Source organism: Actinobacillus vicugnae, assembly GCF_901687125.1.
Classification (GTDB): Bacteria; Pseudomonadota; Gammaproteobacteria; order Enterobacterales; family Pasteurellaceae; genus Actinobacillus; species Actinobacillus vicugnae.
In genome coordinates this window covers 24087-36930 of sequence record NZ_CABFJY010000044.1, presented here as the reverse complement: position 1 = coordinate 36930, position 12844 = coordinate 24087, and the positions used below count along the sequence as shown (strand labels likewise).

Here is a 12844-nt window from a genome sequence, read left to right as displayed (position 1 = left end):
ACAAGCTTCGCAATTTCATTCAAGGTGGAATCCAACGGGTGGCAGATAAAAATAAAAACTTAAACCAATTCATCTTATTTATCTCAATAGTAGACAAGACTACTGTGCTTTTTTAGATAAATTGAGAGTAAAAAATGACAAGTAAAAAGAAAGGGATAATAAACTTAAGATTAGCATATTAGTTTCCTACGTCAGCACTAACTGTATCAGGTTCACGGGTTTAATCTCAGCCTAACTAGAGGCACCCCGACTAAAAAATCAGTGATAGTGTAAAGAAATGGCTAGTGAAAACCAACTGGTTACTTTTGAATATGTGAATAAGATCACATTACAAAAAAACAAGCGATTAAAAAATGTCACTTTTTTGTAAAAAGTCACAAAATTCAACCGCTTGTTTAAACTAGAATTGATAACCTAACTGCGTATGGAAAGAAGTCCCAGAGAAATTGTCTTTACGACCTAAATCACGTTGTACGGCAAGTTGGAAATGCCATGGGCTTGTTTTAGCCTTCCAATCAAGCCCAGCTTGCATATTTAACCAGCTCTTATCTGCCTGCGCTAAAGCTACGTTAAATTGACTGTTATTAAGCTGAGTTTGTAATGTTGCTGGCGAATCACGCCATTCTTTTACCCAACGTGCATTTAAATATGGTTGCCAATTGGTAAATTGGTAACGATATTCTGCACCAATACCACTACGCAAACTACGAATAGATTGATCCGTAAAAGTTAATCTCATCACATTTGTATTTTCTTCACCAAAGGCAGCTATTTTGCCATGGCTATGTGTAATATCGGCCAAGAATGTAAGATTGTTATTCTCAATTTGCCATTCATAGCCACCGAATAAACCTGCACTAATAACTGCACCACTGGTTTCCGCTTTTTGTGCACGTTGAGCTTGAGCTAACCGAATATGACGTGAAGTTTTATAATCGTTATCACTAAGTTGCAATGCTGCACCTAACCACCATTTATCAGCGTCATAACGTAACGCTGTATTAATCGCATTACTTTTAATTTCGCCTTTAGTTGAGCCTTTTTGCCCTTCTAAATCGCTATGGCTAAACACTGTCGATAACTGCCATTCTGGCGTAAATTGCGCTTTTAAACCAGCGTAAAGTGCATTACCTTTATCGTAAACTTGATAAGCTGCAATAGCCTGTACCGTTTTTGCTTCTTGCTTCAATAAGCGGTTGTTATTACTTTGCTGACGTGCAAAATCAAACGTTTTTTCCGTTGAATGTAGCGCTAATTGCGGTAAAACACTGATTTCGCTTGGCGCTTGTAACACATTTAAAATGTAATCTGCCATTACTTTATGGGCGATCGCACCAGGGTGAAAACCGTCTGCGAATAATTTCTTATCTGCTTGTTCATCTCCAGTACAAATTGCCTTTGTTGTTGACGCACAAACTGTTGCAGTGGTATTACTAAAGCCAAAATCAGCTGGATTAGACAACATGTCGTTAAATAGCGCATCAGTGTCAATTCGCACGATATTTCCACCAACTGAATTTAGCGCTTGCGTAGTTGCACTATTTAATAAACTGGTTGCGCTAGCCGCTTGGGTTGCAAATTGTTGATATTGCTGAATTAACGTACTCGTAAAAGCATTCCGATCGATGGCTGCACCCAGAGCTGCACCTAATGGTGATTGATATAAGGCATCAACGGTATTCGTTAAAACCTGTACACGTGCATTTTCAAAATCTGCAAGATTCGATTGTGTACTCTTCGCTAAAATCGCCAGATTTGCATCAAAGGCTTGCAGGAATGCTGCTTTAGCTGTTTCACCATAACCTACTCGTACTTTCTCAACGTTATTGGCAAAGCTATTCGCCGCAGCTGTACCAAACTGTTGAAATAGCGATGGCGTGTAAGCCACATTTGGTATCGTAGGTGCAACAACGAGTTCTACACCCGCTTGTTTTAAGCTAGCCCATTGCTGAGCACTATTTTGCGCAACCGTTGCACTTTCTGTTTGCACCGTTTGTAGCGCATTTTGACTTGCAATCGCTTTAGTTAAAATGGTAGGTAAATCATTACCACCTGCCCACATAATGTGTAACGCATCATTTTTTACCCCACTTGCTAGGTAATTTTGAATTTGTTGTGCTAACGCCACATTAGGCTGGCGACTCGTATATTCGCTATTTGTCGCAACAACTACTCCGCCACTGTAGGCGTAATTCGAACCACCTTTTGAAGAGGCAGTTAATGTACTACCAAGTGCTGTTGCTAAATGTTCATTGTAAAGTGCATTTGCGCTTCCATTAGGCTGATTATATGTCGCTTTATTTAACCATCCTGTTTGCCCAATATCACTTAGGCTATCACCAAATACCACAATATCTTGCGCTACAGCTGTTGAAGCCAATGTTGAAGCAGCTAATAGCGCCAAATATGTTTTTTTCATTTCCACTGTTTTTCTCCTAAAATAACAAAGCGATAACATTCATTTACACACAAATGTAAATAAATGTTATCGCCTTACAAATAAAAAACAGATTGGACTTGTTCTCTATTTGTCTTTAGCACTCCAAATTAATGGATCTACACCACGATGAATTAAATCTTGGTGCTCTTCAATGTTAAACGCTGGTTCTTTGCCTGCTTTAACTTGGCGTACATAATCTTTTAATAAACGCCATACAATTGGCGCAAGAATAAGAATCGCAATTAAATTAATTACTGCCATAGACGCCATTACGGTATCTGCAAAAGCCCAAACGATACCACCATCACGCACTGCGCCAAAATAAACGAAGAATAATACAATGCCTCGGAAGCCCCAAACAAACCAAGGTTTGTTTTTAATATAGCGAATATTGGTTTCTGCATAAGCATAGTTACCAATAATTGAGGTATAGCAAAATAATAAGATGATAAAGGCTAAGAAGTGTACGCCAAATTCACCTAAATGATACTGCAAGGCTGTTTGAGTAAGTTCTACCCCTTTTAAGCTTTCACTACCATAGTTATCTGACATGAGGATAATTGCTGCCGTACAAGTACAAACTACCATAGTATCAACAAATACGCCTAACATTTGGATTAAACCTTGGCTCGCAGGGTGTTTTGCATCAGAAGTTGCTGCTGAGTTTGGGGCAGACCCCATACCTGCTTCGTTTGAGAATAAACCACGTTTAATCCCCATTAGCATGGTTTTTGAGACTAAAGTACCAAACATACCACCAGCGGCTGCCGAAAAATCAAAAGCGCTATCAATAATTAAAGCTAATACTGAAGGAACACGTTCAATGTTCATTCCTAAAATAATGATCGCAATAATTAAGTAAAATAACGCCATCATTGGTACTACTTTAGAAGATACTTGCCCAATCAGTTTTACACCACCAGAAATGATAATGCCTGTTAAAATAACCAGCACAAGACCGACGTATTGACCATTCCATTCCCAAGCTTTACTCGTTGCTGCAACAATAGAGTTTGACTGCACTGCATTAAACGCAAAACCAAAGGTAAAAATTAACGTGATTGCAAAAGCAATTGCCATTGGCTTAAATTTTAAACCACGCGTAATATAGTACGCAGGCCCGCCACGGAACATTCCATTCGGATCACGTGTTTTATATAACTGCGCCAATGAGGATTCTGCAAATGCCGAACTCATCCCCATTAATGCGGTAATCCACATCCAAAATACTGCACCTGGCCCACCTAATGCGATCGCTGTTGCAACACCACCAATATTACCAACCCCAACACGGCTCGCTAAGCCTGTTGCAAAAGCCTGAAATGGGGTAAGCGATCTACCTTCCGTTGCACGTCCACCCCACATTTCTTGAATACTTCTTGGCAATAAACGTAATTGAACTAGCCCTGTGGTAATCGTGAAAAATATCCCAACGCCTAAAAGTAACAAAATAGTTACATCCCAGAGCGGTCCATCAATAGTATTGACAATCCACGTCAATAGATTTTCAAAGCCCGAAACAATAAAATCCATCAAAAAAAGCCTCATGAAAGTTAAAAATAGAAAAACGAAAACGATTGCATTGTAATGATTTTTTAACGTTTGAAAAGATTTTTTAATCTAATCAATTACCTAAAGTTATCGTCGAAGCAATCCTGACCCCGTGCTAATTTCAATAAAACTGCTGTGGAATAAGGTAATACCTAATAAAATTAAACCGATCCCCGCTACAATTTTTAAGCTCAACGCCAGTTTTTTACTGGTCTGCTCAGAAATATACCACGAACTCAAACGGATCGCTTTATTACGCGCAACTAATACAAGCCCAGCAAATAAACTCAATGTTAGCCCTGTTCCCACCGCCATAATCAACGCAGATGCGATACCCCACAAGTATAAATCCAGCGTATAAGCTAAAAATAAAACTAATATCGCCCCAGAGCAAGGTCTGGCACCGATACTAAAAATAATCATTAATTGTGCTTTCCAATCTTTTGCATGTTGCATTTGTTGTGAAGAAGGCAAATGCTGATGTCCACAACCACAATGCTCTGAATGTACATGTGATTTTACTGTAACAAGCGGTTGAATTTTATGATTATGTTGCAAGTTTTGGTTAAGTGAAATTTGACGAATTTTCGGTGTAGACTGTACTTTACGCTTTTGCCAAAATGGTTTAAACGCCTGATAACACCAATAAACACCAAATAAAATCATAAAAGCAAAGCTGCCCCGTTCTACCCATTTCAAGGTGAAATTGAAGTAGCTACGAGAAAGCGTAAATACGACCACAATTACCGTAACCAAACTCACCGCTACCACACCTTGCATCAAAGCAGATAGCAGGCTGATTTTCATCGCCTGAGTTAGTTTGGTTTTTTCAAGCGACAAGTAGCTTGTTAAAATAAATTTGCCATGTCCAGGTCCTACCGCATGGAATACGCCATACAGAAAACTGATTAGCATCAACGTTAAGCCTGCTTGTTGAGAATGTTGGCTTAATGCAGTTAGCGAACCTGAAATTTGCTGATTAAATGATTTTTGCCATAGCATTACCTGATAAAGCACTATGGGATAGCTTTGGTAGATTGCAAAAAGTAGCAAAAAAATGACCGCTAGCCAAATAGCTAATTTAGCTGTTACTCGCATACGACTGTTACCTTCTGTGCAAATTGTGCGCCTAAAGAATTATCTTCATTTTCAGGCATATCTGGCGACTGGTTTTTATCTAAGCTAGAAGCATACAAACGAAGAGAATTGCTGATTTGAGGCTGCGTTAGCGTAGCTTTGCATTGTGAAGTGTTAATTGACAATGCTTGGACGTTATTGTATTCCATACCCATATAGTAGCTTGGTTCATAGGTATAAAAACGGACGGGATTATTCTTGAGATCATGCGGTTTACTTAGCGGGATCGTTAGATAAAACACTACTCGATTACCGTGAATATCAAAACGCGTATTCCGTGGCTTTGCGCTAAATTTGATAGGCTGATCTTTAGCGTCATAAAGATAGCTAAAATAATGCGCTTCAATCGCAGTTTGCGTCATTTCATCTGTAATAGATTTTTCGGTTGCCGTTTTATCCGCACTATTATTCACTTCATAAATTAATTCTGCCGATGCAATTTCATCTAGCATCCATTCCATTTCAAACGCGTTTAATTTTGTGCCTTCTACCAATACTTTATTTTTTAAATCGACAAAAGAATGTGGATGTGCAAACAATTGTGAGCTAAACGATACTGCGAAAAATACACTAAGTAATTTTACTAATTTCATTAGTTCTCTCCTTAAAAAACAAAAAGCGAACAAGTTACCCTGTTCGCTCTTTTAAATGGGGTGAGTTGGTCGATAAGCCGAGTTCTGTCGTGGACAATCATTCCTCTAGGCTTGCATTCACATACAAGCTCAAGCAACCTACCCGAACTCTGGACGGGCCATCCATTGAGTTCCTATTTGGTCTTGCTACGAGTGGAGTTTACCGTGCCGTGGAATGTTGCCACCCACGCGGTGCGCTCTTACCGCACCCTTTCACCCTTACCTGCGCTAATGCACATCGGCGGTCTGCTCTCTGTTGCACTGGTCGTCGGTTCACACCGCCCAGACGTTATCTGGCACTCTGCCCTGTGTAGCTCGGACTTTCCTCTCGTTTACTTGTCCCACTAGGTCGTTCTTGCGAACAATTAAGGGCTTCAATAAACCAGCGATTGCCTAACCAACTCAGAATGGCGATTATAGCGGATTTGCAAACTTTTGCCAAGAATGAACCGCTTGTTAGCCTAATAATTGGCAAACAAAAAAGGATTAAGTTCCGAAAAACTTAATCCTCTCTTTTCACTAAAGGCTAACGTTTAATCATTAAACACGTTTGAAGTCTAAGTGAACTAATTTTGGTTTAGTTGGGTGACGTTGAATCGCTTGTACTTTAACTTGCTCTTCTTTACCCGCAACAACGATAGTTAACACTTCGCTGTAGAACGCATCGTGGATTTGTGCGTTGTTTACGTTATCGTGGTTTAAAACGATTGATACAGGCTCTGCATTACCACCGTAGATGATTGCAGGAACTTGACCATTGTGACGCAGGCGGCGGCTCGCACCCTTACCTTGCGTAGAACGAACTTCAGCTTCAAATTTGAATGACATTGTTTAATTCTCTTAAAGTAAAAAGGAACATAATGTTCCGTGAATATAAAAAATAGCAGGCGACCCAGCTATTCCACAAAATAAATTCGACTAAAAAAGTCGAGTGCGTATTCTACGCATTTTTTACATAAAATGCAAAATAAAAAGAGGCGAAAATATTCGCCTCTTTTAAGTTATTTAACTTATTTAAGCAACAAGCGCTTTCACTTGTTTTGCATACGCATCCCAATCAGTAATTGGGCGAGTTGCAACACCTGAGTTCATTGCTGCTTTAGCTACTGCTGATGAAACCGCAACGATTAAACGTGGATCAAATGGCGTTGGAATAACGTAATCAGTACCAAATGATAATTCGCCATAGGTTGAAATCACTTCAAATGGCACTGGCTCTTTCGCTAAATCAGCAATTGCGTGCGCTGCTGCCATTTTCATTTCTTCGTTAATTGCGGTTGCACCCACATCTAATGCACCACGGAATAAGAATGGGAAGCAAAGCACGTTATTTACTTGATTTGGGTAGTCAGAACGACCAGTACATACGATAGCATCTGGGCGAACTTCTTTTGCTTCATGTGGGGTTGTTTCTGGAACAGGGTTCGCTAGCGCTAAAATTAATGGATCTTTCGCCATTGTTTTAATCATATCTTGGCTTAATGCACCTGCTTTTGAACAACCTAAGAATACGTCTGCACCTGCTACTGCATCTGCAAGTGTACGCCAGCCGTTATCTTCAATAGCGTAAAATTGTTTGGTTTCATCCATATTATCGCCACGACCTTGGTAGATAACACCTTTAGAGTCGCACATAGTGATATTTTCTTTTTTGAAGCCTAATGAGCGTAATAAATTAGTACAAGCAATTGCTGAAGCACCAGCACCGTTTACCACTAAACGTACGTCTGAAATAGCTTTACCCACGATTTCTAAACCATTTAATGCTGCTGCACCGACAATAATTGCTGTACCATGTTGGTCATCGTGGAATACAGGAATGCCCATACGCTCACGTAATTTTCGCTCAATGTAGAAACATTCTGGCGCTTTAATATCTTCTAAGTTAATCCCACCAAAAGTTGGTTCTAATGAAGCAATAATATCCACTAATTTATCTGGATCGTGTTCATTAATTTCGATATCAAATACATCAACACCCGCAAATTTTTTAAATAAAACACCTTTACCTTCCATTACTGGTTTAGAAGCTAATGCGCCAATGTTTCCTAAACCAAGCACCGCAGTACCATTTGAAATTACTGCAACTAAGTTACCACGAGCGGTATAACGACGAGCCGCTGCTGGGTCTTTTTCAATGGCTAAACATGGTTCTGCAACACCTGGTGAATACGCTAAAGCTAAATCATGCTGAGTCGCAAGTGATTTAGTTGGGGTAACCGAGATTTTGCCTGGTACAGGAAATTCGTGAAAGTCTAATGCTTGTTGTTTTAAATCGCTCATAGCTAATCCTTAAATAATACGCTTATTGATGTGTGTTGCTTGTTAATAATTGAAAAATGGCTGAACCCAGCACACCTCTAAATTATTAACAACGCTGTAGTATTTTACTGCAAAAATTAGCAATTTGGTGTGATTTAGATCTAATTTTTAACAGTTTGTTAAACATACCAAAAAGTAATGGGATTTTGCAAAGTAATTGCAAAATCCCACCGCTAATTCACTCTAATTAGGTAGATTATTTCACTGTTGGTAACCAACCTGCTGAGAATAAGAATTCCCACCATGCAATACCTAATGTAGCGTGAATAATTAAGCTACCAAACGCAATCACAAAACCAGCTGTCCACCAAGATTTGATGTCGTTATAACCCGCACCAAAAGTAATCGGACCTGGGCCACCACCATAGTGTGTTACCGAGCCACCGTATGAGTTAGAGAATAATAAGCCTAATGCTAATAATTCTATTGGTGCGCCTGCTACTTTACCTACTGTTGCAAATACTGGCACCATAGCTGCTACATAAGCACCACCTGATGCGAATAAGTAACGCACTGATACACTTAACAATAAAATAACAATTAACGCAATATTACCGTGATCACCGAAGTTTAAGTTTGCACTTAATGTGTCCGCTAACCATTTGAAAAAGCCCGCTTTTTCTAAAATACCAGACATACCGATGATACCACCGTACCAAATTAAAGTATCCCAACCTGCTTTATTCTTACGAATATCATCCCAAGACACGATGGTTAATACCACACAAAGCACCATGGTGATTAATGCTACCGTTGTTGCATTCACATTTAAGAAATCAGAGAAAATCCAACCTAATAACGCCACCACAAATAATACCGCTAATGCTTTTTCACGGAAGCTCATTGGACCTAATTCTTCTAAGCCTTTTTGCGCAATCGCTTTATTATCAACTTTGGTGAGTTCTGGTTTCGCAATCACATAACATATGAATGGAATTAAGAACAAGCATGCTAAACCTGGTACAGATGCAGCTAAGAACCATTGCACCCAACTTAAATCAAGCCCTAAAATAGGTGCCATTAATGAAAGTGCTAACGCATTTGGTGCCATTGCTGTTAAAAAGATATAACTGGTTGTTTTTACTACCATATATACATTTAATAATAAATAGCGACCAGCAAGTTTCGGTGATTTTTCAGGATCAGATCCTAAAGCAACAGCGACACTGTTAATGATTGGGAAAACGATACCACCAGCGCGAGCGGTGTTTGAAGGGGTAGCAGGAGAAAGTAATAAATCTAAGAAGAGCGTTACATAGCCTAAACGAAGTGTAGTGCTTCCCAACCAGCTAATCATATGATACGCAATTCGCTTACCTAAACCTGTAATCACAAACGCAGAACTTAACGTAAACGCTGTAAAAATTAACCATGTAGTACCTGATTGATAGCCTGCTAACGTATGACTCACTTTTACAAATTGCTCCGCACCTTCAGTATTACCAATGGTCGCAGCGGAAGCGGCAACAGCAGCAAGTAATAATACTGGCTCGCCATAAGGCTTAATTACCAATCCAACAATTGTTGCAATATAAATACCTAACAACCGCCAAGCAATCAGAGAAAGTCCCTCTGGTGCAGGCAATAAGAAAAAAATAACAGGTATTGCAACTAATACCGCTACTTTTTGCGCTTTAGATAACGCCATGTTTCACCTCTGCATAAAGATTAAAAATACATAAAATAAACTTTTATACCCCAAAAGAGTAACATTGCTATTTTTAGCATAAGTCAAAATCAAAAACATTGATTTTTTTCTAATTTTGCAAATTTTTTTATTTTTTAAAAATTAATTGCTGACTAGCTCGCTAACTGACAATAGAAAGATAATTAGCGCCAGCAAATCTGCGCTTCCTCCACAGCTAATATTGCGCTGAATACATTCATCATCTAGTGTTTCTAGCTTTATGCGTAAATCTGTTTCATTTACAAAATTTTGTAAAATGTCGACCGCTTGTTGTTTCACAAAACGTAGCCCATCTAGTCCGCCTCGGTGCACCACATTTGTATCATCATTATGCGCCATTAACCATACTAAAATTTGATGCAAATTGATGACAGGTTGTTGCTTGATAAATGCTAAGCAATTTGCAATCGTTACCAATCCGCTTTCAGCCTCCCCCCTTGCACCCGTTAAACCATATTGACGATACAGTTTTACTCCATGCGTAAGCGGTAGATTTTCAGGATAATTTTGCAATTCTGCGGTTAAACCTTCAGCAAATTGTGCCACTAGCTCAAAAAGTTGTGAAAAGCGAGTAGATTTCGCAAATTGCTCCGTTTGCACATATAAACGCCCAATCGCACAGCAAACAAGTCCAAAAGCGAAAATCGCGCCTTTATGCGTATTTACTCCACCCGTTGCTTGTAACATCGCTCGTTCAGCATGAATTCCAAGCGGTCGAATTTCCGCTAAAATTTGCGATGCTGAATAATCTGCCGTAGCTATACCTTTAGCTACAAATTCTGCAAAAAATGGCCGCAACGCCAAAGCACTGTGCTCAAAGGTTTGTACCGTCATATCTGCATGTGAGCCATTATTCCGTTTATCCACTAAACCAGGTTTGGGCGTGAGATAAACTTCTTGTAGCAATGCTTGGTAAGCCTTTTCTGCAATTTGTTGGCTAAAATAATCTGCTTTTGTACGTTGTTGCATTTGTGCCACAATTTGTTCCACCGAATGTTTACGAGAACGTGCGCAAAGTTTGGCATTTTCGCTACAACATAAACAAGGACGCGCGTTAAAACCCAATTCAGTACGGCTTAACAGCTCTCCATTTAGTGTGATCACATCTAGATCCCATAACCGTGCAAGTGGTGAACTATCTTCCAGCGCAATACAAGCTTTTTTTAGCCTAACCGCCTCAATCGGCAACACAAAAATCGCCTCATGTCCCGTTTCTAATGGACGAATAAATTCTGCTATTGGCACAACATCAAGTTGCGTAAATAAAGCGGTCAAATTTTCCAAACTTCTGGCAAAAATATAGTCTAGTAATTCATTTTGCTTTACGCCGCCTACGGCAAGCAAAGTTAAAGAAAGCACAGTCTGCTGGTACTTTTGCAGGCATTTTTGTTGCAATAAAGCACGCTCTTCGCGAGCGTTCAACAATGATTCAATGGAAATTTCATTTCCTTTAAGGGAAAAAGATTTGCAAAATTTTTGGAAAATCATACCGCTTGTATTGATTTTAATCTGAAAAATTAACAAGGACGCCAAACATGGCGTCCCTTCTTCAATCAGGCAAAGATTATTCTTTTACTTGATACACCGTATCAATCACAGAACCATCTCGGTAGCGAACAATGGCAACAGGTTTGTCGGTAAACTCAATTTCTTTGGGTTTGCCTGTAATACTGTATGCACGTTCACAAAGTTGCTCAATCGTGAATAATTGAATACCTGCATTGCTTAACGCTTCAATAAGATCTGGACGTTTTGGATTTACCGCCACACCGTGGTCAGTAACTAAAATATCAATATTTTCACCTGGAGTAACGCAAGTTATTACATTTTCAACCACGCAAGGAATACGTCCACGCACAAGTGGTGCGACAATAATCGCCACTTGTGCAGAAGACGCCGTATCGCAGTGACCGCCCGATGCACCACGAATGATACCATCTGAACCTGTTAAAACGTTTACGTTAAATTTTGTATCAATTTCTAATGCAGAAAGAATGACCACATCTAAACGCTCAACAGAAGCCCCTTTTGAGCTGTAGTTAGCATATTGGTTTGCCGATACTTCGATATGATTTGGGTTACGTGCAAGCGATTCTGCCGCATCTTTATCAAATGATTGCACATCGATCAGTTTTTTGATTAAGCCCGCTTCGTGCAATGCCACCATGGTTGAAGTAATACCTCCTAAACCAAAACTTGCAGTAATGTTTTCACGGCGCATTTTATCTTCTAAGAAACGTGTTACCGCCAGTGAAGCACCACCTGTACCTGTTTGGAATGAGAAGCCATCTTTAAAATAGCCTGAGCCAAAAATCACTTCCGCACATTTACGCGCAATTAATAGCTCACGAGGGTTGGTTGTCATACGAGTTGCACCCCCACCGATCTTTTTCGGATCGCCAACCGCGTCTACTTGTACAATTAAATCTACTTGGTCTTGTGGAATACTTGCTGGATGATGTGGGTAAGTTACAAATTCTTCGGTTAATAACACCACTTTGTTCGCAAATTCAGCATCGACTTTTGCATAACCTAATGAACCACATTTGCTTTTACCGCTAAAGCCATTTGCATTACCAAATTCATCGCACGCAGGCACTCCTAAAAATGCCACATCAATTTTTAGTTCGCCTGATTTGACTAAATGTACACGTCCGCCGTGCGAATGGATATTTACAGGCTCGGCTAAAATACCTTTTGAAATTTCATCGGCTAATTTGCCACGTAAACCTGAAGAGTAGATTTTGGTTACTACACCATTTTTGATATGTTCAACAATGGGGAAATGACTATCGATTAATGAACTCGAAGCAAGCGTTAAATTTTTAAAGCCCATTTCAGCAATTTTGTCCATGACAAGATTTACCACGAAATCACCTGCACGGAATGCGTGATGGAATGAAATCGTCATGCCATCTTTTAAACCTGAACGGCGAATTGCTTCTTCAAGATTTTCACATAATTTGCGATTTTTGGCGGTACGCATGAGGGATTCCGCTTTTGGCACTGCTTGATAAACTGGTTTGCCTGCATTGAATTTTTCAACACGTTGTTCTCTTGTTGTCATATTTCCCC

9 protein-coding genes, 1 other RNA gene and 1 riboswitch are annotated in these 12844 nt (G+C 39.6%); all 10 genes read right to left on the bottom strand.

The window, feature by feature from the left end:
• Nucleotides 1–166 precede the first annotated feature (166 nt).
• Nucleotides 167–259, bottom strand: a riboswitch (TPP riboswitch).
• Nucleotides 260–400: 141 nt separating this feature from the next.
• Nucleotides 401–2419 carry an autotransporter outer membrane beta-barrel domain-containing protein gene (locus tag F8M47_RS08370; protein WP_244298107.1) on the bottom strand — a complete coding sequence of 673 codons (2019 nt, stop codon included), beginning with the start codon at nucleotides 2417–2419 and terminating at the stop codon, nucleotides 401–403.
• 105 nt (nucleotides 2420–2524) lie between these two features.
• Nucleotides 2525–3973 carry an alanine/glycine:cation symporter family protein gene (locus tag F8M47_RS08365; RefSeq protein WP_150539653.1) on the bottom strand — a complete coding sequence of 483 codons (1449 nt, stop codon included), beginning with the start codon at nucleotides 3971–3973 and terminating at the stop codon, nucleotides 2525–2527.
• A gap of 105 nt (nucleotides 3974–4078) precedes the next feature.
• Nucleotides 4079–5089, bottom strand: coding sequence for a nickel/cobalt transporter (locus tag F8M47_RS08360; protein ID WP_150539652.1), 1011 nt, complete (start codon nucleotides 5087–5089; stop codon nucleotides 4079–4081).
• Nucleotides 5080–5721 carry a DUF1007 family protein gene (locus F8M47_RS08355; protein WP_150539651.1) on the bottom strand — a complete coding sequence of 214 codons (642 nt, stop codon included), beginning with the start codon at nucleotides 5719–5721 and terminating at the stop codon, nucleotides 5080–5082. The genes F8M47_RS08360 and F8M47_RS08355 overlap by 10 nt, the downstream gene beginning before the upstream one ends.
• 57 nt (nucleotides 5722–5778) lie before the next feature.
• Nucleotides 5779–6165, bottom strand: an RNA gene (gene rnpB, locus F8M47_RS08350) — RNase P RNA component class A.
• A 135-nt stretch (nucleotides 6166–6300) separates the two neighbouring features.
• Nucleotides 6301–6588 (bottom strand): 50S ribosomal protein L25, encoded by a 288-nt coding sequence (gene rplY / locus F8M47_RS08345; protein ID WP_150539650.1) that lies wholly within the window; start codon nucleotides 6586–6588, stop codon nucleotides 6301–6303.
• A gap of 186 nt (nucleotides 6589–6774) precedes the next feature.
• Nucleotides 6775–8043 (bottom strand): malic enzyme-like NAD(P)-binding protein, encoded by a 1269-nt coding sequence (locus tag F8M47_RS08340; protein ID WP_150539649.1) that lies wholly within the window; start codon nucleotides 8041–8043, stop codon nucleotides 6775–6777.
• Nucleotides 8044–8278: 235 nt separating this feature from the next.
• The gene (locus F8M47_RS08335) at nucleotides 8279–9730 is read right to left on the bottom strand and encodes an anion permease (protein ID WP_150539648.1); all 1452 of its coding nucleotides are present in this window, start codon (nucleotides 9728–9730) and stop codon (nucleotides 8279–8281) included.
• A gap of 141 nt (nucleotides 9731–9871) precedes the next feature.
• Nucleotides 9872–11257: a triphosphoribosyl-dephospho-CoA synthase CitG gene (gene citG / locus F8M47_RS08330; RefSeq protein WP_208790042.1), complete on the bottom strand. Its 1386-nt coding sequence runs from the start codon at nucleotides 11255–11257 to the stop codon at nucleotides 9872–9874.
• Nucleotides 11258–11333: 76 nt separating this feature from the next.
• On the bottom strand, nucleotides 11334–12836 hold the full coding sequence (gene citF, locus F8M47_RS08325; protein WP_150539647.1) for a citrate lyase subunit alpha: 1503 nt from the start codon (nucleotides 12834–12836) through the stop codon (nucleotides 11334–11336).
• Nucleotides 12837–12844 lie beyond the last annotated feature (8 nt).

Coding starts and splice junctions, on each gene's coding strand:
- citF (WP_150539647.1), bottom strand. CDS start 12,836: ATGACAACAAGAGAACAACGTGTTGAAAAATTCAATGCAGGCAAACCA.
- F8M47_RS08335 (WP_150539648.1), bottom strand. CDS start 9,730: ATGGCGTTATCTAAAGCGCAAAAAGTAGCGGTATTAGTTGCAATACCT.
- F8M47_RS08370 (WP_244298107.1), bottom strand. CDS start 2,419: ATGAAAAAAACATATTTGGCGCTATTAGCTGCTTCAACATTGGCTTCA.
- F8M47_RS08365 (WP_150539653.1), bottom strand. CDS start 3,973: ATGGATTTTATTGTTTCGGGCTTTGAAAATCTATTGACGTGGATTGTC.
- F8M47_RS08340 (WP_150539649.1), bottom strand. CDS start 8,043: ATGAGCGATTTAAAACAACAAGCATTAGACTTTCACGAATTTCCTGTA.
- citG (WP_208790042.1), bottom strand. CDS start 11,257: ATGATTTTCCAAAAATTTTGCAAATCTTTTTCCCTTAAAGGAAATGAA.
- F8M47_RS08360 (WP_150539652.1), bottom strand. CDS start 5,089: ATGCGAGTAACAGCTAAATTAGCTATTTGGCTAGCGGTCATTTTTTTG.
- F8M47_RS08355 (WP_150539651.1), bottom strand. CDS start 5,721: ATGAAATTAGTAAAATTACTTAGTGTATTTTTCGCAGTATCGTTTAGC.
- rplY (WP_150539650.1), bottom strand. CDS start 6,588: ATGTCATTCAAATTTGAAGCTGAAGTTCGTTCTACGCAAGGTAAGGGT.